This window comes from Streptomyces sp. NRRL F-5650, assembly GCF_000721365.1.
In the GTDB taxonomy this organism is placed as follows: domain Bacteria; phylum Actinomycetota; class Actinomycetes; order Streptomycetales; family Streptomycetaceae; genus Streptomyces; species Streptomyces ardesiacus.
Map to the genome: position 1 here is coordinate 59,824 of NZ_JOGV01000034.1, position 19,596 is coordinate 79,419.

18 protein-coding genes are annotated in these 19,596 nt (G+C 74.8%); 8 read left to right on the plus strand and 10 right to left on the minus strand.

Features of this window, described 5'->3' with window-relative positions; translation table 11 throughout:
• Positions 1 to 21: 21 nt before the first annotated feature.
• Positions 22 to 3,363, minus strand: coding sequence for an AfsR/SARP family transcriptional regulator (locus IG88_RS0126595; RefSeq protein ID WP_031046214.1), 3,342 nt, complete (start codon positions 3,361 to 3,363; stop codon positions 22 to 24).
• Between the two features lie 379 nt (positions 3,364 to 3,742).
• On the opposite strand from IG88_RS0126595, the gene IG88_RS0126600 reads away from it, so the two are divergent.
• A complete protein-coding gene (locus tag IG88_RS0126600) occupies positions 3,743 to 4,540 on the plus strand; it encodes a site-2 protease family protein (protein WP_031046217.1) in 798 nt (265 codons plus the stop codon).
• 6 nt (positions 4,541 to 4,546) lie between these two features.
• On the opposite strand, the gene IG88_RS0126605 is transcribed toward IG88_RS0126600, so the two are convergent.
• Together IG88_RS0126605 and npdG are read right to left on the minus strand one after the other, a co-directional pair.
• On the minus strand, positions 4,547 to 4,735 hold the full coding sequence (locus IG88_RS0126605) for a hypothetical protein (RefSeq protein ID WP_031046220.1): 189 nt from the start codon (positions 4,733 to 4,735) through the stop codon (positions 4,547 to 4,549).
• A 53-nt stretch (positions 4,736 to 4,788) separates the two neighbouring features.
• Complete coding sequence (gene npdG, locus IG88_RS0126610) at positions 4,789 to 5,496, minus strand: NADPH-dependent F420 reductase (RefSeq protein ID WP_031046223.1); 708 nt, start codon at positions 5,494 to 5,496, stop codon at positions 4,789 to 4,791.
• A 129-nt stretch (positions 5,497 to 5,625) separates the two neighbouring features.
• Between npdG and IG88_RS0126615 the strand changes: the two genes are divergently transcribed.
• Complete coding sequence (locus IG88_RS0126615) at positions 5,626 to 6,240, plus strand: hypothetical protein (RefSeq protein WP_031046226.1); 615 nt, start codon at positions 5,626 to 5,628, stop codon at positions 6,238 to 6,240.
• Positions 6,241 to 6,317: 77 nt separating this feature from the next.
• Here IG88_RS0126615 and IG88_RS0126620 read toward each other — a convergent pair whose 3' ends face one another.
• Positions 6,318 to 6,566: a hypothetical protein gene (locus tag IG88_RS0126620; protein ID WP_031046229.1), complete on the minus strand. Its 249-nt coding sequence runs from the start codon at positions 6,564 to 6,566 to the stop codon at positions 6,318 to 6,320.
• Between the two features lie 57 nt (positions 6,567 to 6,623).
• On the opposite strand from IG88_RS0126620, the gene map reads away from it, so the two are divergent.
• Both map and IG88_RS0126630 read left to right on the plus strand, forming a co-directional pair.
• Entirely contained in the window at positions 6,624 to 7,481 is an 858-nt protein-coding gene (map, locus tag IG88_RS0126625; RefSeq protein WP_030403983.1) for a type I methionyl aminopeptidase, read from the plus strand.
• Between the two features lie 144 nt (positions 7,482 to 7,625).
• Positions 7,626 to 8,273, plus strand: a complete 648-nt coding sequence (locus IG88_RS0126630; RefSeq protein WP_031046234.1) for a heme oxygenase (biliverdin-producing) — start codon at positions 7,626 to 7,628, stop codon at positions 8,271 to 8,273.
• Position 8,274: 1 nt separating this feature from the next.
• On the opposite strand, the gene IG88_RS0126635 is transcribed toward IG88_RS0126630, so the two are convergent.
• The 6 genes from IG88_RS0126635 to IG88_RS0126660 form a co-directional block, all read right to left on the minus strand.
• Complete coding sequence (locus tag IG88_RS0126635; RefSeq protein WP_031046237.1) at positions 8,275 to 8,919, minus strand: PhzF family phenazine biosynthesis protein; 645 nt, start codon at positions 8,917 to 8,919, stop codon at positions 8,275 to 8,277.
• 81 nt (positions 8,920 to 9,000) lie between these two features.
• Positions 9,001 to 9,597: an NADPH-dependent F420 reductase gene (locus tag IG88_RS0126640; protein WP_031046239.1), complete on the minus strand. Its 597-nt coding sequence runs from the start codon at positions 9,595 to 9,597 to the stop codon at positions 9,001 to 9,003.
• Positions 9,598 to 9,638: 41 nt separating this feature from the next.
• Positions 9,639 to 10,472 carry an inositol monophosphatase family protein gene (locus IG88_RS0126645; RefSeq protein ID WP_031046242.1) on the minus strand — a complete coding sequence of 278 codons (834 nt, stop codon included), beginning with the start codon at positions 10,470 to 10,472 and terminating at the stop codon, positions 9,639 to 9,641.
• 110 nt (positions 10,473 to 10,582) lie between these two features.
• Positions 10,583 to 11,542: a LysR family transcriptional regulator gene (locus IG88_RS0126650; protein WP_030403988.1), complete on the minus strand. Its 960-nt coding sequence runs from the start codon at positions 11,540 to 11,542 to the stop codon at positions 10,583 to 10,585.
• A 300-nt stretch (positions 11,543 to 11,842) separates the two neighbouring features.
• Positions 11,843 to 13,459: an HtaA domain-containing protein gene (locus tag IG88_RS0126655; RefSeq protein ID WP_031046246.1), complete on the minus strand. Its 1,617-nt coding sequence runs from the start codon at positions 13,457 to 13,459 to the stop codon at positions 11,843 to 11,845.
• Positions 13,460 to 13,498: 39 nt separating this feature from the next.
• Positions 13,499 to 14,950, minus strand: coding sequence for an HtaA domain-containing protein (locus IG88_RS0126660; protein WP_031046247.1), 1,452 nt, complete (start codon positions 14,948 to 14,950; stop codon positions 13,499 to 13,501).
• A gap of 126 nt (positions 14,951 to 15,076) precedes the next feature.
• On the opposite strand from IG88_RS0126660, the gene IG88_RS0126665 reads away from it, so the two are divergent.
• The 4 genes from IG88_RS0126665 (at position 15,077) to efeO (ending at position 19,443) form a co-directional block, all read left to right on the plus strand.
• Positions 15,077 to 16,108 carry an ABC transporter substrate-binding protein gene (locus tag IG88_RS0126665; protein WP_031046250.1) on the plus strand — a complete coding sequence of 344 codons (1,032 nt, stop codon included), beginning with the start codon at positions 15,077 to 15,079 and terminating at the stop codon, positions 16,106 to 16,108.
• A 5-nt stretch (positions 16,109 to 16,113) separates the two neighbouring features.
• Entirely contained in the window at positions 16,114 to 17,196 is a 1,083-nt protein-coding gene (locus IG88_RS0126670) for a FecCD family ABC transporter permease (protein ID WP_420712102.1), read from the plus strand.
• Positions 17,193 to 18,074, plus strand: a complete 882-nt coding sequence (locus IG88_RS0126675) for a heme ABC transporter ATP-binding protein (RefSeq protein WP_420712101.1) — start codon at positions 17,193 to 17,195, stop codon at positions 18,072 to 18,074. The genes IG88_RS0126670 and IG88_RS0126675 overlap by 4 nt, the downstream gene beginning before the upstream one ends.
• 214 nt (positions 18,075 to 18,288) lie before the next feature.
• Positions 18,289 to 19,443 (plus strand): iron uptake system protein EfeO, encoded by a 1,155-nt coding sequence (efeO, locus tag IG88_RS0126680; RefSeq protein ID WP_031046259.1) that lies wholly within the window; start codon positions 18,289 to 18,291, stop codon positions 19,441 to 19,443.
• Positions 19,444 to 19,596: the final 153 nt, after the last annotated feature.

The following is a 19,596-nucleotide window of genomic DNA, read 5'->3' on the forward strand; positions in this document are numbered from 1 at the left end:
GCGACGCGGACGCCGTACGGGTCAGACGAGGGCGACGGCCTCCTCCGCGGAGAGCCGGCCGCCCTCGGCGTACGCGGCGTCGTACGCCTCGGGGCCGAGCACCTCGCGCAGCCGTCCGGCGGCCCGCTCGCGCGCGTCCCGCTCCATGCCCGTCGCCACGTGCCCCGGCGGCAGCATCGCCTCCGCGGCGCCCATGCACCGGGCGCCGTCCGCGGCCGGGCGCCCGCCGTCCAGGCGGGCCATCGCCATCGCGGCGATGGCCAGGTAGGCGGAGCGCATGTGCGGGGCGACGGCCGCGGAGAGCGGGTCCTCGGCCCGCGCCAGCGCCTGGCGGGCCTTGGTCAGGCACTCCTCGTGCCGGCCCTCCAGGGTGTCGATCCAAGCCTCCGCGGCGAGGATGAAGGCGTCGAAGACCACGAAGTGGGCGGTGGAGAACTCCTCGCGCAGCAGCCGCAGTTGTTCGCCCGCCTCGGCGGTCCGCCCGGTCATGCCGAGTCGGCCGGCGAGGAACAGGCGGGCCGCGGGCATCGCGCCGTTGTGGCCCGTGCCGCGCGTGCGCTCGATGACGTCGCGCAGGATGCGCTCGCCCTGTTCGGCGTCGCCCGCCTCCAGGAGCACGCTGCCGAGGCGGGCGTCGAGGATCTCCACCTGGGCGCGGGCGCCGAGCCGTTCGGCGTGCCGGGCGGCGGCCCGGTAGTCGTCGGCGGCGCGTTCGTACGCGCCGATGCGCTCGTGGGCCTCGGCGCGCCCGGAGAGTGCCTCGGCCATGCCCCAGGCGTCGCCGAGGCGGCCGTAGATCTCCAGCGACTCGTCGGCGTCGCGGGCCGCGTCGCCCGCCCAGTTCGTGCGGTTGGCGAGCATGTTGGCGCGCATCTGCAGGGCGTTGGCCAGTTCCCACTCGAAGCCGGGGGTCTCGCGGCAGGTGCGCACCGTGGCGTCCATGATCTCGCGGAGCCGGGTCAGGTTTCCGGTGAGCATGACGGCGTAGAACCAGAGCAGGCCGGGGCTGGAGCAGGTCTGGGGCATTCCCGGCTCGTACGTGTCCCCGATGATGCGCAGCTTGCGCTGGGCCGCCGGGTTCTGCCACGCGTCCAGTTCGGTGTCCATGCAGGCCAGGTGGCCCAGGTGCACCCCGCGCCGGGCCTCGGCGAGGACCTCGCCGGTCATCGGGGGCGGGGCGGAGGTGCAGCGCTCCCACACCGGGCGGGCGGGGGTGACGGGATCCGTGAAGGGGTCCGGTCCGAGCGCCATGACCTCGACGAGCCAGTTCCGGGCCTCGACCCGCAGGTCGCGCATCTGCCAGTACCAGGACAGGGACAGCGCCAGGCACAGCGCCTCCTGCTCGTCGCGTTCGGCGACGGCGTGGCGCAGGGCGGTGCGCAGGTTCTCGTACTCGCGCTCCAGCCGTTCGATGGCGGCGAGTTGCCGCGGGCCGCGCAGCAACGGGTCGGTGGTGCGGGCGAGTTCGCGGTAGTACGTGAGGTGGGCGCGGGCGGCGGCGGGGCGGGCGCCCGCCTCGTCGAGACGCTCGCCGGCGTACTCGGCGACGGTCTCCAGGAGCCGGTAGCGCATGCCGTCGCCGTTGCTCCGGTCGGTCACGGGCGCGGCGACGACGAGGGACTTGTCGACGAGGGAACCGAGGGCGTCCAGCGCGGCGGGTCCGCACACGGCCTCGGCGGCGGCGAGGTCGCAGCCGCCCGCGAAGACCGACAGCCGCCCCAGTACGTCGCGCTCGTCGGCGTCGAGCAGTTCCCAGGACCAGTCGACGACCGCGCGCAGCGTCTGCTGGCGGGGCAGGACGGTGCGGCTGCCGGAGGTGAGCAGGCGGAAGCGGTCGTCGAGGCGGTCGGCGATCTGGCGCGGGGTGAGCATGCGGAGCCGGGCGGCGGCCAGTTCGATGGCCAGCGGCAGTCCGTCGAGGCGGCGGCAGATCTCGGCACAGGCGGCGGCGGTCGCCTCGTCGGCGTCGACGCGGAAGCCGGGGCGGGCGGCGGCGCCCCGGTCGGCGAGCAGCCGCAGCGCGGCGGGCTCGGGCAGCGGCTCCACGGGGCGCAGCGACTCCCCCGGTACGCCGAGGGGTTCGCGGCTGGTGGCGAGGACGGTGAGGTGGGGGCAGCGGGCCAGCAGCTCCTCGGTGAGGCGGGCGGCGGCCTCGACGACGTGCTCGCAGTTGTCGAGCACGATCAGCATGCGGCGCCGGCCGCAGTGCTCGACGAGCCGCTCGACGGCGGTGTCCTGTCCCTCCGAGGCGGTGACGGCCCGCATCTCCTCGGCGCCGGCGCGGTAGAGCACGGTCTCGCGGGCGCCGACGGCGGTCAGGACGGCCTCCGGTACGTCGGCGGGGTCGTCGACGGGCGCCAGCTCGGCCAGCCACACGCCGTCGGGCGCGGTGTCCCCGACCCCCTCGGCGGCCTCCTGCGACAGCCGCGTCTTGCCGGCGCCGCCGGGCCCGAGGAGCGTGACGAGCCGCGTGGCCGCCAGGTCGGCCCGCAGCGCCTCCACGTCGTCGTCCCGCCCGACGAAGGAGGTGAGCCGGGCCCTGAGGTTGCCCCGGGGGCGGGGCGGTACGGCACGAGGCGGCTCGGGCGGGGCGGGAGCGGCCGGCTCGGCGGGCGCCCGGCCGTCCGTGGGCGCCGCAGGCACGGTGAGGTCCAGCACCTCCGCGTGCAGGGCCCGCAGGTCCGGGCCCGGGTCCGTGCCGAGCTGGTCGGTGAGGTGGTGGCGTATCGCCTCGTAGGCGGCCAGGGCCTCGGCCGTGCGGCCGGTGTCGCGCAGCGCGCGCAGCCGCAGGGCCTGGAGGGGCTCGTCCAGGGGATGGGCGTCGCACAGGGCGGTCAGCTCGGGCAGGGCGCGCTCGGCCTCCCCCAGCTCCAGGGCGGCGGTGTGGCGGGCGCGCAGGGCGTCGAGGTGCCGGGTCTCCCAGCGGGCCGCCTCCGCGGTGCGGCCGGGCAGGTCGGCGACGACGGGGCCGCGCCACAGCGCGAGGGCGTCGTCGAGCACGACGGCCGCCTTGGCGGGGTCGCCGTCGGCGAGGGCGCGGGCGCCCTCGCCCGCGAGCCGGTCGAAGCGGTACAGGTCGACGTCGTCCGGGGCGGCGTCGAGCCGGTACCCGCCCTCGGCCGAGGCGACCGCCTCCGCACCCAGCGCGCGGCGCAGCCGCCCGACCAGCGCCTGCAGGGCGCCCGTCGCGTCGGCGGGCGGGTCCCCGTCCCACACCTCCTCCACCAGCAGCCCGGCCGGGACGGCGCGGCCGGCCCGCAGGGCGAGCACGGTCAGCAGGGCGCGCAGCCGCGCCCCGCCGAGCGGGACGGCCGTGCCGTCGGGGCGGAGTGCCTGTGTGGTGCCGAGGATGCGATAGCGCACGGCCCCATTGTCCCCGTTGCCGTCGGAGCCGGTCACGGGGTTTTGGCCGCACGGCGTGGCCGGGCCCCCGGGGGGTGCCGTTGGATCATGCCGGGGTCGCGGGGTCCGGCACGCGCGTCCGCGGCGTTGACGCCGGTTGCCGGGGCCCCGCCCTGTCGCCCTCCTCCCCCGTGCCGCCGCACGCGCCAGACCCGCTCGGGCCGGTCCACAGGGCACCGTCGCCCGGAGCCGGCCCGACCCGGACGACACCCCCGGCCGCGTGCTCCCCCCGCCCGGAACGAGCGCCTTCCCCGGGACGTTCTCCCCGTGCGCCCGGTACGGTCGGGCAGTCCCGCGCCCCGCGGACGCCCGCCCGCCTGCCCGACAGTCAGGGAGTTCCATGACCACCGCCACCGCCCGCCCCAGCGACCGGCGGATCAGCCCCGTCTTCCTCGGGATCGTCGCCGTCGCCGCGGTCACCGGGTGGGCCACCTGGACCGGGTTCGCCGAGCAGCCGGGGCTGGCGGTGTTCCTGTTCGTGACGGCCGCGTGGGTCGTGTCGCTGTGCCTGCACGAGTACGCGCACGCCCGCACCGCGCTGCACAGCGGCGACATCTCGGTCGGCGCCAAGGGCTACCTCACGCTCAACCCGGTCAAGTACACGCACGCCCTGCTGAGCATCGTGCTGCCCGTCCTCTTCGTGATCATGGGCGGGATCGGGCTGCCCGGCGGCGCCGTCTTCATCGAGCGCGGGCGGATCAGGGGGCGCTGGCGGCACAGTCTCGTCTCGGCGGCGGGTCCGCTGACGAACGTGCTGTTCGCCGTCGTGTGCACGGCGCCGTTCTGGCTGGACGCGCTGGCCGGCGTACCGCGCGACTTCCGGCTCGCGCTGGCGTTCCTGGCGCTGCTCCAGGTCACGGCCGCGATCCTGAACTTCCTGCCGGTGCCGGGCCTGGACGGCTACGGCGTGATCGAGCCCTGGCTGTCGTACAACGTGCGGCGGCAGGTGGAGCCGCTCGCCCCGTTCGGGCTGCTGATCGTGTTCGCGCTGCTGTGGATCCCGGCCGTGAACGGCGTGTTCTTCGACGCGGTGGACGCGCTCCTGCGGAGCCTGGGGATCGGCGACGTCGACACCTACTGCGGCTTCGAGCTGTACCGCTTCTGGCAGACCGACCCGCTGTGCACGCCGGGCGGCTGACGCCGGTCAGGAGGCGGCGGAGGCGCGGCGGGCGTCCCGGCCGCGCTTGGCGTAGTACCAGCACATGTTGGACGACAGGCCCGACAGCAGCACCCACACGACGCCGATCAGCACGCTGCCCTGCACGAAGGAGACGACGGCGGCGGCCACGGCGAGTACGCAGACGATCAGGGCGTAGAGGGCGAGGCGGGGCATGGCGGGGGCTCCTGTCGGGGGGACACTGGTGCCCACCAGTGTCCCCCATCGGCTCATACGTCGGTCACGCGGAGCCCGGCGTGGGCCTTGTAGCGGCGGTTGACGGAGATCAGGTTGGCGACCAGGGACTCGACCTGGTGGGCGTTGCGCAGTCTTCCGGCGAAGACGCCGCGCATGCCGGCGATGCGGCCGGCGAGGGCCTGCACGATCTCGACGTCGGCGCGCTGCTCGCCGAGCACCATCACGTCGGTGTCGATCTCGTCGATCTCCGGGTCCTGGAGGAGGACCGCGGAGAGGTGGTGGAAGGCGGCGGCGACCCGGCTGTCCGGCAGCAGGGCGGCGGCCTGCTCGGCGGCGCTGCCCTCCTCGGGCTTGAGGGCGTAGGCGCCCTTCTTGTCGAAGCCCAGCGGGTTGACGCAGTCGACGACGAGCTTGCCGGAGAGTTCCCCGCGCAGGGCTTCGAGGGTCTCGGCGTGGCCGTCCCACGGCACGGCGACGATCACGACGTCGCTGCGGCGGGCGGTCTCGGCGTTGTCGGCGCCCTCGACGCCGTGTCCGATCTCCTCGGCGGCGGCCGCGGCGCGCTCGGCGGCGCGGGAGCCGACGATCACCTTCTGGCCGGCCCGCGCGAGGCGGTACGCCAGGCCCTTGCCCTGGGGCCCGGTGCCGCCGAGCACGCCGACGACCAGCCCGGACACGTCGGGCAGGTCCCAGGGGTCCTTGGCGGGGGCCTTGTGTGCAGCACTGTCGGTAGAGGTCATGGGGCGACCCTACGTCCGTGCCGGCCTGCCCCGGGGTACCGGGCCCCGCCCGGCGGAGGCGTCCCCGGCCGGGTGAATCCGGGGCGAACGCCGGACCCGGCGCGGGGGGTTGCGGCAGGATGCGGCCCCATGGACGCCGTACGGGTCGCGCTGCTGCGGGAAGTGCTCGCCGGGACCGAGTGGCTGGGGGCCACCCGGGCCTTCGCGGGGGCGCTGCGCGGGTCGGTGGTGCCGCACGGGGGCGGTCTGCTGCTGGTGGGGACCCCCGGGTACGAGCCCTGGCACCTGGCGGCGCACCTGGTGGACGAGGCCGCCTGGTCGGGAACGCCGGAGCTGGCGCCCACGCTGGTGCGGCACGACGCGCGTCCCTCGGACCCGGCGCACCTCGCGGTGGGTCTCGGCCGGCTGGCGGCGGCGCGGCGCGGCGAGACGCTGCTGGTGGTCACGCCCGACGATCCGGGCGCGGGGCTCCTGGAGCGGGTGCACGACGCCCGCCGGGCCGGGGCGACGGTGCTGGCGCTGGGCACCGACCGGGAGCCGGGCGAGCGGGAGCTGACGGCGATGGCACACGAGACGCTGACCGTCCCGGACGGCGCGGAACTCGACCTGGACACGGTGCAGCACCTGGTCAGCGCGTCCGCCGGGGAGAACGCGGTGCCCCCGCCCCGGGGCCGCCGCCGCTTCCGGGACCGCCTGTCCCGCCTGGCCGACCACCTGACGGCCCCACCGCCCTCGGGCTGGTGACGACGTCCGGCGCGCGGACGGACGAGCACGCGGTACGGCTGCGCGGGAAGCGCGCGGTCGGCGCCGCGAGCGGCTGGTCAGCCGTCCCGGCCGGCGTCGCCGTCGGCGCTTCCCGCGGCCGGGGCGTCGTGCCACCTGGGGTCGTTCTCCCACTCGAGGTTGCGCTCGCGGGCGGTCTGCATCGCGTGCTCGGCCTCGGTGCGGGAGGCGTACGGCCCGAAGCGGTCCTTGCCCGGGCAGTCCGGGCCCTCCTCGACCTTCCGGTGCTCCAGGCAGTAGTACCACTCGCCCGGTTTGCCGACCGTGCGCTTCTTGAACAGGGCCATGGGCAGCTCCTCTCGCCACCGACATGTTCCCCCATGCGCGCTGGTTAGACTCGCTCCATGTCTGGCCAGTCGCTGCTCGTACCAGGGGAGCTGTCTCCCACCCGTTCCGTGCCCGGAAACATCCGCAGGCCCGAGTACGTCGGCAAGCCCGCGCCGACGCCGTACACCGGTCCGGAGGTGCAGACGCCCGAGACGGTCGAGGCGATGCGCGTGGCCGGGCGGATCGCCGCGCGGGCGATGGAGGAGGCCGCGAAGCACATCGCGCCCGGTGTGACGACGGACGAACTGGACCGGGTGGCGCACGAGTACATGTGCGACCACGGCGCCTACCCGTCGACGCTCGGCTACCGGGGCTACCCCAAGTCCCTGTGCAGCTCGGTCAACGAGGTGATCTGCCACGGCATCCCCGACTCCACGGTGCTGCGCGACGGCGACATCGTGAACCTGGACGTGACGGCGTACATCGGCGGGGTGCACGGCGACAACAACGCGACCTATCTGGTCGGCGACGTGGACGAGGAGAGCCGGCTGCTGGTCGAGCGGACCCGGGAGTCGCTGGCCCGCGCGATCAAGGCGGTCAAGCCGGGCCGGCAGATCAACATCATCGGCCGGGTCATCGAGTCGTACGCGAAGCGGTTCGGGTACGGGGTGGTGCGGGACTTCACCGGGCACGGCATCAACACGTCGTTCCACTCGGGGCTCATCGTCCCGCACTACGACAGCCCGCACGCGACGACCGTCATGCAGCCCGGGATGACCTTCACCATCGAGCCGATGCTGACGCTGGGGACCCACGAGTACGACATGTGGGACGACGGCTGGACGGTCGTGACGAAGGACCGCAGGCGCACGGCGCAGTTCGAGCACACGCTGGTGGTGACGGACTCCGGGGCCGACATCCTCACGCTGCCCTGACCCGCGCCCGCACGCGCCACGCCCCGGAACGGCCCGCTCTCCCCGGAGGGCGGGCCTTTTCGCGTGCCGATGGGTACGCTTTTACCGACAGCCCGTCGGCAAACCTATTGACTTAGGTAAGCCTAACCATAGAAAATCACGCCCATGGACTCCTTCTCGACGCTCATCCGCACCGCCTCCCACGAGCAGCACGTGGAGGCGGAGACCTCGACGTTCATGAGCGACCTGCTGGGCGGGCGGCTCGGCGTCGACGCCTACGCGCGCTACACCGAGCAGCTCTGGTTCGTCTACGAGGCCCTGGAGACCGGCACCGGCCGTCTGGCGGCGGACCCGGTGGCCGGGCCGTTCGTCCGCCCGGAGCTGATGCGGCTGGCCTCCCTGGAGCGGGACCTGGCGCACCTGCGCGGCCCCGGCTGGCGCACGGGACTGACCGCCCTGCCCGCGACCGAGGCGTACGCGGCCCGGGTGCGCGAGTGCGCCGAGCAGTGGCCGGCGGGATACGTCGCGCACCACTACACGCGCTACCTCGGCGACCTGTCGGGCGGGCAGATCATCCGCGACAAGGCCGAGCGGACGTGGGGCTTCGCCAGGAAGGGCGACGGAGTCCGGTTCTACGTCTTCGAGGAGATCGCGAACCCGGCCGCGTTCAAGCGGGAGTACCGCGACCTGCTGGACGGCATCCGCGCGGACGACCTGGAGAAGCAGCGGGTCGTCGCCGAGTGCAAGCGCGCCTTCGCCCTCAACACGGCGGTCTTCCGGGCGCTGGGCGAGGAGTTCCCGCTCTCCGCCTGAGTCACCGCTCCAGGCGCACCCGTCCGCCGATCTCGACCCAGCCCTCGGGCTGCGGCGCCGTGAGGATCTGCGAACCGGCCCCCTGCGTGATGTTGAGGGCGCGGCCCAGCCGTGCGGTCAGCAGGAGCGCCGCAGCGCCGGTCGCCTCGTCCTCGTCGATCCCGTCGTCGCGCCCGGGGAAGGCGCGCGCCCGCACCCGACCCGCCGCCTCGTCCTCCCACGCCCAGGCGTAGATCCACTCGCCCTTCGGGGGCACGGCGAGGCCGTCGACCTCGGCAACGGTGGCGTACTGGCGCAGGGTGCGCGGCGGCGCCCACTCCGGGCGGGCCTCGATCCAGGTGAACTCCCCGTCGAGCCGGGCGCCCACCACCCCGGCCCCCGTGACGAGTTCGGGCACGTCGAGCAGCCAGGCGGTGCCGACGCAGGGGTGCCCGGCGAAGGGCAGGCGCAGGGTGGGCGTGTAGATGTCGACGACGCCGCGCTCCGGGTCGTCGACGAACACGGTTTCGCTGAAGCCGAGTTGCGCGGCCAGCTCCTGGCGCCGCCCGGGCTCCGGCAGTACGGAACCGTCGCGGACGACGCCCAGTTCGTTGCCGTATCCGCCGTTCGGCGCGCAGAAGACGCGGAGCACGTCGTAGTCGGTCACCAGGGCATTCAAGCACCAGGGGCGGGCGGCCGGAGCGGCGCGGGGCCCGGCCCGCGGTTTCCTCCGAGGCCGCGGCGGCCCTCAGCGGGTGATCGAGACGGCGAAGGGCGCGAATCCGCTGGAGCGCATCACGTGGGGGACGAACAGGACGGCGGCCTCCGTGGCCCGCGCCGTCTCGATCCCGCCGAGGTCCGTGATCCACTCCTGCCGCCAGCCGAGGTCGGCGAGCAGTTGACGGACCGTCTGCTTGGCCTGCGGGTCCTGTCCGGAGAGGAAGGCGGTCGGCGACTGGGTGAGCGAGGCGGGGGCGGTCATCACCGGGAAGAGCATGGTGTTGAGCGTCTTGACGACGCGCGTTTCGGGGAGCGCTTCCTGAAGTTGCTCGGCCAGGCTCGAGCCGGGGTGGATCAGGCGGGCGGGCAGTCCGTCCGGTCCGTCGACGGTGGCGTTGGAGACGTCGACGAGGATCTTGCCCCGCAGTTCCGCACGCAGCGCGGAGAGCCGCTCGATCGAGCCGGCGCCCGGGGTGGCGTTGATGACGACCGGCGCGGTCCGGGCGGCGTCGGCGGCGGCGCCCGGCGTGCGGTCCGCCACGGTCACCTCGTGTCCCGCCCGCGTGAGGGCCCGGGCGAGGTTGCCGCCGACGCGGCCTTTTCCGAGTACTGCGATCGTGGTCATGCTGATGGGGTTCCTTCCGTGGCTGCGGGTGCGGGCGGGCGTCAGCGGGAGAGCGTGGTGACGGCTGCGGCGTGGACGCCGGGAGCGGCGGCCAGGAAACTCCCGCTCCGCGGGGTCCAGGGGCGGCCCTCGGCGTCGGAGACCCGTCCGCCGGCCTCGGTGACGAGGAGCGCCCCGGGGAGCAGGTCCGCGCGGGCGCCGGCGAACTGCCAGAAGGCGTCGATCCGGCCGGCGGCCACGTCGAGCAGGTGCAGGGTGGCGGGCACGGATGTCCGCACCACGAGGGCGTCGAAGAGCATCGCGGTGATGGAGGAGCCGATGCGCCGTACGACGTTCTCGTCCTCGTCCGGCCGGGCCTGGCTGGTGGCCACGAGGCCCAGACCGAGATCGGCGGTCCGGGACACGCGCAGCGGGCGGCCGTCGAGGTGGGCGCCGGCGCCGGTGAGTGCGGTGCAGGTCTCGCCGGTCAACGGCAGGTGGACCGCGGTGAGCACCGGCCGGTTGTCGCGCACGAGCGTGGCGGTCACCGCCCATTCCGGCAGGCCGTGCAGGTGGTTGACGTTGCCCTCGGCCGGGTCCACCACCCACCATTCGCCGGCCGGCAGGGCCCCGCCGTCCAGTTCTTCCTCCACCCAGCCGGCGTCCGGGCGAAGGCGCGTGAGGGCGGGGCGCAGGATGCCGAGGGCCGCGTCGTCGTTGGCGGCGAGCGCGCCCATCAGTTCCTCGCGGCTCTGGTGGCGGACCACGCCCGTGAAGCGCTCCCGCAGCACCGAACCGGCCTCGCGCACGGCGCTCGCGGTCTGGGCGAGCAGGTCGGTGTCGGACGCGGGGACGGTGGTTGCCGCTGTTCCGGTGGACTGCGTCGACGCGGACATGGTGGTGCTCCCATCTGAGGCGGGGTGATCGGGCGGACCGGGCGAAACGGTGTGTGCCTGGCGCCCGCACCTCGACGGTAGAAGTCCTCACCATTGACTTCAAATGCATGTCAGGCAGTGCTGGGATGATTCTCGTGCAACTGGAGACCCTGCTGGTCAGGGGTGGGCGGGGTGGCGAACAGGGCCTGGAGGGTCTGTGCCGCCAGGTTGCGCAGCCAGGTGTGGGCAGGGTCGTTGTCGTGGCGCTGGTGCCACAGCAGATGGAGGGGCACGTCGGGCAGTTCGAGCGGCAGGCCGAGGGTGATCAGGCCGAGCCGGTGGCGGGGGGAGCGGGTGGCCGCGTCGGGGAGGGTGACCACGAGGCCGGCGTCGCGGGCGAGTTGCAGTGCGGTGGCCGTGGTGGGGGCGGAGGCGATGACGCGGCGCTCGTGGCCGAGGGCGGCCAGGGCGTCGTCGACCGGGTCGCGCAGGCTTCCGCGCCGGGAGACGGTGACGTGCTCGGCCGCCGCGTACCTCTCGGCGGTCACCGGCTGCTCGGTGAGCGGGTGACCCGGCCGGACGGCGAGGACGAGTCGGTCGCGGCCGACGAGGCGGTGGCGGACGTCGGGCAGGGACGGCGGGCCGGCACTGGACGCGAGGTCGACGTCGCCGCGGCGCAGTTCCGGGGTGTCGTCGCCGGGTTCGGCCGTGAGGCGCAGCCGCACCCCGGGGGCCTGGCGGTGCACCGCGGCGACGAGGGGCGCGCCGCAGGTGGTGATGAGGGCGTCGTGCCAGCGCACGGTGAACACCTGGTCCAGGGCGGCCAGGTCGACTTCCGTGCGGGCGGACAGCAGTTGGTGGGCCTGCTGCACCAGGGCGTGGACCTCGGTGCGCATGGCCAGCGCCCGGGCGGTGGGGGTCATGTGGCGTCCGGTGCGGACCAGGATCTGGTCCCCGGTGGCTTTGCGGATGCGGCCCAGCGAGCGGCTCATCGCCGGTGCGGTGACGTGGAGCCGGGCCGCGGCCCCGGCCACGCTGCCCTCCTCCAGCAGGGCGTCCAGGGCGGTGAGCAGATTCAGATCGAGTTGCATGACGGCAACCGTAGAAGCGAGAGCCATGCCTTCGTCGTCGACGGCCGAGGCCGCGGCCGGCCGGCGCGTCCCGTCACACCGTGCGAGGGGGGTGACGCCGGCACACGTCGGCGACGGTCGGCGCCGGGAACGGACGCAAGCGCGGTCCCGGCGAGGGCGAGGTCCGGCGGACGGACCGGCGGGGCACCGTTCTTCGCGACCCGGTGGCCACAGCCCCGGCGGTCCGCCGCTCAGTGACCGGCACCGCTCACCCCGCGGCGCACCGCGCCCGGCGCGCTCCTCCCCTCCGCCGTCCCGGCGTCACCCGGCGGACCGCGCCCGGGTCCGCCGCCTGCGCGTCGCGTACACCGCGCCCGCGCCCACCACGACCGCGGCGCCCGCCGCGGCGCCCAGGGCCGGGCCCGGCAGGGAGGTGCCGGTGGTGGCGAGGCTGCCGCCGCCGATCGAGCCGCCGGTGGTCGTGCCGGTGCCGCCGACGGCCGAACCGGTGCCACCGGCGCCCCCGGTGCCGTCCGCGCCGCCGGTGGCCGCGCCGCCGCCCGTGCCCGAGCCGCCGGAGGAGGGCAGCCGGGCGTCGTCGGTGAGCGCCACCGACAGGTCGACCGCGTCGAGTGCCGTGCCGGCCGGGTAGTTGCCGAACACCTCGGCACCGGCGCCGGTGAGCGTCGCGGCGATGCCGTCGACCGTGATGACGCCCCCGTCGGCCTCCAGGTCCCCGGACCCGGCCTTCAGGTCGGCCAGGACCACACCCCTGGTCTGCTCGCCGAGGCTGTTCACGTCGGCGCTCAGGGTGCCGGCGCCGCCGTCGAGGGTGGCCTTCAGGTTGCTCAGGGTCAGGTCGAGGCCGTAGGTGTCGCCCGAGCGGTGGCCCTTGAAATTGACGGCGCCCTTGAAGGCGGCGGTGAGCTTTCCGGCGTCCGTGTCGTAGGTGCCGGTGGCGTCCTTGAAGGTGAAGGCGCCGTTGCCCGCCGCCTGGACGGCGCCGCCGGAGACGGTGACCTCGCCGTCGGCGATCGGCCCGACGACGTAGGAACGGAAGGACTCCTTCACGCCCCAGCCGAGGGTGCCGTCGGCTATCGCGCCCCTGGCCGGGGCAGGGGCGGGGGACGCGCCGGTGCTCGTCGCCGGTTCGGGGCCGGAGTCCGGGTCCGGGTCCGGGTTCGGGTCCGGCGAGCCCGGCGACGCGGCGGGGGTGGTCTCCGGATCGGCCGGCTCCGGGTCCGTTGGCCCGGTGGACGGGCCCGGAGAGGGTTCCCGCGTGGTCGGCCCGGCGCTGGGCTCCGTACCGGGCTCCGTACCGGGCCCGGTACTGGGCTCCGTGCTCGGCTGCGTCGTGCGGGTCACCGTCAGCGGGTCGCCGGCCGCGCCCGCGTAGCCCGCGTTGCCGAGGTACTCGCCCGCCTCGGCGGTGAGGGTGGTCGTCATGTCCGTCATGTCGCGGGTCACGTCGACCGTGGCGAGCGGCACGTCGTCGCCCTCGGTGGTGGTGGCCGTGCCGTCGACGGTGGCCACCTTCCTCACGTCGGCGGTGATCTCGCCCGCCGCGCTGTCGAACCGCACGTCGGTCAGCGTGATCTCGAAGCCGTGCGCCGCGGAGGCGCTCACGAGCCTGCCCTCGAAGGCGAGGCCGACGGTGTGCGTCGCGGTGTCGTACGTCCCGGTGCCCTTCGTGAAGGTGAACGCGCCGTTCCCGGCGGCCTGGCCGGCGCCCTCCGACACGGTGAAGGCGCCGAACATGCCGACGTAGGTGCGGTACGACTGCTTGATCCCCCACGTCAACTCGTAGCCGGAGAGCGGGGATTCGGCCGCCGCCGCGGTGGTGGCGCCGCCCAGCGCGGCGAGCGCGGTCGCGCCGACGGCGGTGGCCGTGGCCACGGCGGCGGCGAGCGCGCTGGAGCGGTGTCGTCTGACGGGCATGGTGCGGTTCTCCTTGGGTGTCGGGGGTGTCGGGGGTGTTCAGCCCTGGTTCGGGTCCCCGGGGGACGCGGCGGGCCGGGCGCGGCGCCTGCGCAGGGCGACGGCCACGAGGGCCGCGGCCGCCGACAGCAGGGCGCCGGCCGCGAGGGAGACGGGCAGTGCGGGGAAGTCGCCGCCGCGGGCGGTGCTCGCGACGGGTGCGGCGGAGGTGTCCGCACCGGCGGTCCGGGTCGGCCGCGGGCTCGCGCCCGGCGTGGGCGTGCTGCCGAGGTCGGGCAGGGCGGGCAGGTGGGCGTCGGCGGTGAGGGCGACGGCCAGGGACACCGGGTCCATCTCGGTCCCGGCCGGGTACATGCCGCCGAAGGCCCGGGCGCCGCGCTCGGTGAGCCGCGCGGGAGCCTCGGTGAACCTCACCAAGCCGTCGGCCGGCTTCGGTCGGCCCGCGGTGAAGGTGACCAGCGGCACCTTCTTCTCCTCGACGTCCGGGCTCCTCACGTCCGCGTAGAGCGTGCCCGTGCCGTCCTTCACGGCGACGCGTACGCCGCCGAGGGTCAGGTCGAGGCCGTGGGCGCCGGTGAAGCGGACCGTGCCCTTGAACGTGGCGGTGAGGCCGCCGTCCTCGTAGGTACCCTCCCCGCCGGGGAAGCGGAAAAGCGCGCCGCCGTCCTGGGCGCCCGCGGTCAGGGTCCAGCGGCCGTCGGCGATGTCGCCGGTGACGTACTCGCGGAAGGTGCGGCGCACGCCCCAGTCGACGGCACCGTCCTTCACGGCGCCGTCCTTCACGGCACCGTCCTTCACGGCGCCGCCGGACGTGTCCTCGGACGCCGGTGACTCGGCGGTCCGGGTGGGCGTGCTCGACGGGGACGGTGCGGCGGCCCCGACGTCCGCCGACAGGCTCACCGGGTCGAGCGCGGTGCCCGCGGTGTAGTACCCGGCGAAGGAGCGGGCGCCCTCGGCGGTGAGGGTGGCGGGCAGGTTGTTCAGGGTGACGGTGCCGTCACCGCCGCGCATGTCGATGCCGCCGAGGGAGAGGGAGGCGAAGGGCACCTGACGGGACGTCGTGACCGCCCCGGTGTCCTTCGCCCTGCTGGTGACGTCCACGTGGAGGGTGCCGGTGCCGCCCGAGACGCTCACGGTGGGACGGCTGAGGGTGAGGTCGAGCTGGTGGGCGCCGTCGCTCGTGCGGTGGCCGAGGAAGTGCACACCGCCCGAGAAGGCGGCGCGGAAGGCGCCGGTCGCGGGGTCGTAGGTGCCGGTCGCCGAGTGGAAGCGGAAGGTGCTGCCGCCGACGGTCGCCGCTCCCTGGGTCAGGGAGTAACTGCCCTTCGCCACGGGCCCGGTGACGTAGCTCTGGAACGACGCCCTGATGCCCCAGTCGAGCCGTCCGCCCTGCACGGTCCGGCTCTCGGCGTGGGCGGCGGGCGCGGTCGGCAGGGCGCCGAGAAGGACCGCGCACACCACGGTGAGCAGGGCGCGAAGGCGGGCGGGCATGCGAAGTCCTCCGGATCGGGGGCCGGTAGCGAAGTAAGGCAAGGCTAACCTAAGCTCTACCGAGCCGACATCGGCTGCCCACGAGAGGCCGGCCTCGGCCGCTCACGAAAGGACGGGACGGAAACCGTGCGACCCTTGCGCACCCGACTGGCGGGAGCACTGCTGTCCGTGCTCGCCCTCACCCTGGCCGCGACCGGCTGCCAAGGCTCCTCCCGGGCCGCCTCCCCCACCGCGTCCGGCGCCGCGGCGGAACCGGCGGCCGAGGGGTCCGTCACGAACCGGGTCGAGCCGCTCGCCCCGTCGCCCGAGCCCCGCCTCCCGGTGACCGTCCGGTCCGCCGACGGCACGCGGGTGACGGTGAGGGGCGCGGAGCGGGTCGTCCCCCTCTCCGGCAGCCTCAGCGAGATCGTCTTCACGCTCGGGCTCGGCGACCGCGTCGTCGCCCGGGACGTCACCGCCACCTTCGAACAGGCGGCGGCGCTGCCCGTGGTGACCCGGGGTCACGACGTCTCCGCCGAGAGCGTGCTGTCGCTCAGGCCCGACCTGGTGCTCGCGGAAACCACCACGGGACCCGCGGAGGCGGTGGACCAGCTCCGCGCCGCCGGGGTTCCGGTGCTCTTCGTCGAGGCGGCCAAGGGGCTGGCCGACGTGGGCCCGCGCATCCGGGCGGTCGCCGAGGCTCTCGGCGTACCGGCGGCCGGGACGGAACTGACCCGGCGTTCGGAGCGGCGGATCGCGGCCGTGCGCGAGGAGGTCCCGCACGGCGAGAAGCCGCGGGTCGCCTTCCTGTATCTGCGCGGCTCGGCCTCCGTCTACCTCCTCGGCGGCCGGGACTCGGGCGCCGGTTCGCTGATCGAGGCCGCCGGGGCGGTGGACGCCGGGGCCGCCTCCGGCCTCGCCAAGGACTTCACCGCCCTCACCAGCGAGGCCCTCGTCAAGGCCGCGCCGGACGCGATCCTCGTGATGAGCAAGGGCCTCGACTCCGTCGGCGGCGTGGACGGACTGGTGAAGATCCCCGGCGTCGCGCAGACCCCGGCCGGGATGGATCGCCGGATCGTCTCCGTCGAGGACGGCGTGCTGCTCAACTACGGCCCGCGCACCGACCAGGTGCTGAAGTCGGTCGTGGCGCAGCTCTACGGCGGGGAGGGCGCCAAGTGACCGTACTGGACGAGCCCGCCGCTCCCCGGGTGCCCGCCGACCCGGCCCCGCCCCGTGTCCGGCGCACCACCGCCCGGCTGCTGACCGCGGCCCTGGCCGCCGGTCTCCTGGTCCTGGTCCCGGTGGCGGCCGGCACCGGCGCCTATCCGGTCCCGGTCGGCGACGTGCTCGGCTCACTGCTGCACCGGACGGGGCTCGGCGGCGCGGAACTGGACCGGGTGGCCGAGTCGGTGCTGTGGAACGTGCGCTTTCCGAGGATCGTGCTCGCCCTGCTCGTCGGCGCCTCCCTCGGGTGCGCGGGCGCGCTGATGCAGGGCGTGTTCGGCAACCCGCTCGCCGAACCGGGCGTCATCGGCGTCTCCTCGGGCGCGGCGGTCGGCGCGGTCGCCGCCATCGCGTTCGGCGTGAACGTCCTCGGCACCTGGACGGTGTCCGTCCTCGCCTTCGCCTCCGGGCTCGTCACGGTCCTGGTGGTGTACGCGACGTCCCGCTCGGGCGGCCGTACGGAGGTCGTCACGCTGATCCTGACGGGCATCGCGGTGAACGCCTTCGCGGGGGCGCTGATCGGGCTGTTCCTGTTCTTCGCGGACACGGCGGCGGTCAACCAGATCACCTTCTGGCAGCTCGGCTCGCTCGCCCAGGCGACCTGGCCGAAGGTGCTGGCGGTCCTGCCGTGCGCGGCCCTGGGCCTCGGGCTCGCCCCGCGGTACGCCCGCCGGCTCGACCTGCTCGCCCTCGGCGAGCGTCCGGCCCGGCACCTGGGCGTGGACGTGGAGCGACTGCGGATCGTGCTGGTGCTGGTGATCGCGCTGCTGACCGCGGCGGCGGTGAGCGTGGCCGGGGTCATCGGCTTCGTGGGGCTCGTCGTCCCGCATCTGCTGCGGATGGCGGCGGGACCGGGGCACCGCTTCCTGGTCCCCGGCAGCGCGCTGCTCGGCGCGCTGGTGCTGCTCGCCGCCGACCTGGCCGCCCGCACGGTCGCGGAACCGGCCGAACTGCCGCTCGGGGTGCTGACGGCGCTGCTGGGCAGTCCGTTCTTCTTCTGGCTGCTGCGCCGCACCCGGCGCAGGCAGGGAGGCTGGGCATGAGGGGCACGAGGGGCCTGAGGGGCCTGAGGGGCCTGAGGGGCCCGAGGCTGTCGCGGTTCGCGCCGTCGTCCCGTCCGGCGCCGCCGCCCCCGGCCGCGCCGGGCGAGGTCCTCGCCGAGGCCGAGGGGGTGCGCGTCCTCCTCGGCGGGCGGCCGGTCCTGGACGGCGTGGACGTACGGGTCCGCGCGGGCGAGCTGCTGGCCCTGGTCGGCCCCAACGGGGCGGGCAAGTCCACCCTGTTGGGCGCGCTGGCCGCCGACGTCCCGGCCGCCGGGGGCGTCGTACGGGTCCACGGCCGCCCGGCACCGCTGTGGTCGGCGCACGAACTGGCGCTGCGCCGGGCGGTGTTGCCCCAGACCGCTTCGCTGTCCTTCCCGTTCGCGGTGGAGGAGGTGGTCCGGATGGGCCGGGCGCCCTGGGCGGGCGGCGACCGGGAGGCCGAGGACGACGCGGCGGTGGCCGAGGCGATGGCGCGCACGGAGGTGACCGGATTCGCCGGGCGTCCGTTCTCCGCGCTCAGCGGCGGCGAGCGGGCCCGCGTCGCGCTCGCCCGCGTCCTCGCACAGCGGGCTCCCCTCCTGCTGCTGGACGAGCCGACCGCGGCCCTGGACCTCCGCCACCAGGAACTCGTGCTGCGGCTGTGCCGGGAGCGGGCGCGGGCCGGGGACGCGGTGGTCGTCGTCCTGCACGACCTCGCGCTGGCGGCGGCGTACGCGGACCGGGTGGCGGTGCTGCGCGCGGGCCGGATCGCGGCGGACGGTCCCCCGGCGGCGGTGTTCGCCGAGGGACTGCTGTCGGAGGTCTACGACCAGCCGGTGGAGGTGTTCCCGCACCCGCACGGCGGGGCGCTCCTCGTCGTCCCGCGCCGGACCCCGTGACACCGCCCGACGGCCCGCCTTTGACACACCTTTGACTCTCCTATGAGCACTTCATTGAGCCACCGTGACCGGCCCGTGCTCATACACCGTCCATGAGATTCGGATCACCGGGAGGGCGGGTTTCCCTTAGGAAATCCTTAGGTATGTTAGGCCAGCCTCACCTTCCCTGCGAGGCCCGTCACGCGCACTTTTCGGCCACCTCTTGGAGCCCCGCATGCGAGCCGCCAGACTCACCGCCGTCACCGCCGTCGCCACCGCCGCGGCCCTGGCCGCCGTCACGGGCTGCACGCAGAAGAGCGACGCGGCGGACGGCGAGCACGTCGTCACGGTGACGGCGACGGACGACGCGTGCGAGGTGTCGAAGTCGGAGTTCCCGGCCGGGCACGTCGAACTCGCCGTCGAGAACAAGGGCTCCAAGGTCACCGAGGTCTACCTCCTCTTCCCCGACGACCGGGTGGTCACCGAGCGGGAGAACATCGGCCCCGGCACCAAGCAGCGGGTCACCGCCGAGGTGAAGGCCGGCGACTACCGGATCGCGTGCAAGCCCGGGATGAAGGGCAAGGGCATCCGCCAGGACGTGAAGGCCACCGGCGGCAAGGCCGCGGCGCGCGACCCGCGCCTGGACGAGGCCGTGGCCGCCTACCGCCAGTACGTGCAGCAGCAGGCCGACGGGACGCTGCCGAAGGCCGAGGCGTTCGCGAAGGCCGTGCGGGCCGGCGACCTGGCGGCCGCGAAGAAGGCGTACGCGCCCTCCCGCATCGGCTGGGAGCGCACCGAGCCGGTCGCGGAGTCCTTCGGCGACATCGACCCGAAGGTCGACGTCCGCGAGGACGGCCTGGAGGACGGCCAGGACCCGGCGACCGACTGGACGGGCTGGCACCGCCTGGAGAAGGCGCTGTGGCAGGACGGGAAGATCGGGGACCGGGAGAAGGAGCTGGCCGCCGCCCTGGTCACCGACCTGAAGGACTGGCAGAACCGGGTCGGCAAGGCCGACATCACGCCCACCTCCATGGCCAACGGCGCCAAGGAACTCCTCGACGAGGTCGCCACCGGCAAGGTCACCGGCGAGGAGGAGCGCTACTCGCACACCGACCTGGTCGACTTCAAGGCCAACGTGGAGGGCGCGCGGAAGTCGTACGAGCTGCTGAAGCCGGTCGCCAAGGAGAACGACGCGGCGCTGACGGCCGAGCTGGACCGCCAGTTCGGGGCGCTGGACAAGCTGCTCGACCGGTACCGGCCGAACACCTCCTCCTACGAGTTCACCTCCTACGACAAGGTCGGCAAGGCGGACCGCAAGGAGCTGTCGGACGCGGTCAACGCCCTCGCGGAGCCGCTGTCCAAGCTCGCCGCCGCGGTCGTCACCAAGTAGCGGAGGGACCGACGATGAAGGACACCGAATCCCCCGCGCCCGCCCCGGCCCCCTCCCGTTACCGTTTTCGCGGCTCCGCAATGGAGCCTCCGGCCTTCGGGTCCGGCATGACTTCCCCCTCCTGTTGTTGATGATCCGGGGGGTGGTGTCACC

Excerpts from the sequence above, each read along its gene's own strand:
- IG88_RS0126645 (WP_031046242.1), bottom strand. The coding sequence starts at position 10,472 with ATGTCCGCGTCGACGCAGTCCACCGGAACAGCGGCAACCACCGTCCCC.
- IG88_RS0126675 (WP_420712101.1), top strand. The coding sequence starts at position 17,193 with ATGAGGGGCACGAGGGGCCTGAGGGGCCTGAGGGGCCTGAGGGGCCCG.
- IG88_RS0126605 (WP_031046220.1), bottom strand. The coding sequence starts at position 4,735 with ATGCCCCGCCTCGCCCTCTACGCCCTGATCGTCTGCGTACTCGCCGTG.
- efeO (WP_031046259.1), top strand. The coding sequence starts at position 18,289 with ATGCGAGCCGCCAGACTCACCGCCGTCACCGCCGTCGCCACCGCCGCG.
- IG88_RS0126650 (WP_030403988.1), bottom strand. The coding sequence starts at position 11,542 with ATGCAACTCGATCTGAATCTGCTCACCGCCCTGGACGCCCTGCTGGAG.
- npdG (WP_031046223.1), bottom strand. The coding sequence starts at position 5,496 with ATGACCTCTACCGACAGTGCTGCACACAAGGCCCCCGCCAAGGACCCC.
- IG88_RS0126615 (WP_031046226.1), top strand. The coding sequence starts at position 5,626 with ATGGACGCCGTACGGGTCGCGCTGCTGCGGGAAGTGCTCGCCGGGACC.
- IG88_RS0126655 (WP_031046246.1), bottom strand. The coding sequence starts at position 13,459 with ATGCCCGTCAGACGACACCGCTCCAGCGCGCTCGCCGCCGCCGTGGCC.
- IG88_RS0126640 (WP_031046239.1), bottom strand. The coding sequence starts at position 9,597 with ATGACCACGATCGCAGTACTCGGAAAAGGCCGCGTCGGCGGCAACCTC.
- IG88_RS0126600 (WP_031046217.1), top strand. The coding sequence starts at position 3,743 with ATGACCACCGCCACCGCCCGCCCCAGCGACCGGCGGATCAGCCCCGTC.
- IG88_RS0126620 (WP_031046229.1), bottom strand. The coding sequence starts at position 6,566 with ATGGCCCTGTTCAAGAAGCGCACGGTCGGCAAACCGGGCGAGTGGTAC.
- IG88_RS0126630 (WP_031046234.1), top strand. The coding sequence starts at position 7,626 with ATGGACTCCTTCTCGACGCTCATCCGCACCGCCTCCCACGAGCAGCAC.
- IG88_RS0126660 (WP_031046247.1), bottom strand. The coding sequence starts at position 14,950 with ATGCCCGCCCGCCTTCGCGCCCTGCTCACCGTGGTGTGCGCGGTCCTT.
- map (WP_030403983.1), top strand. The coding sequence starts at position 6,624 with ATGTCTGGCCAGTCGCTGCTCGTACCAGGGGAGCTGTCTCCCACCCGT.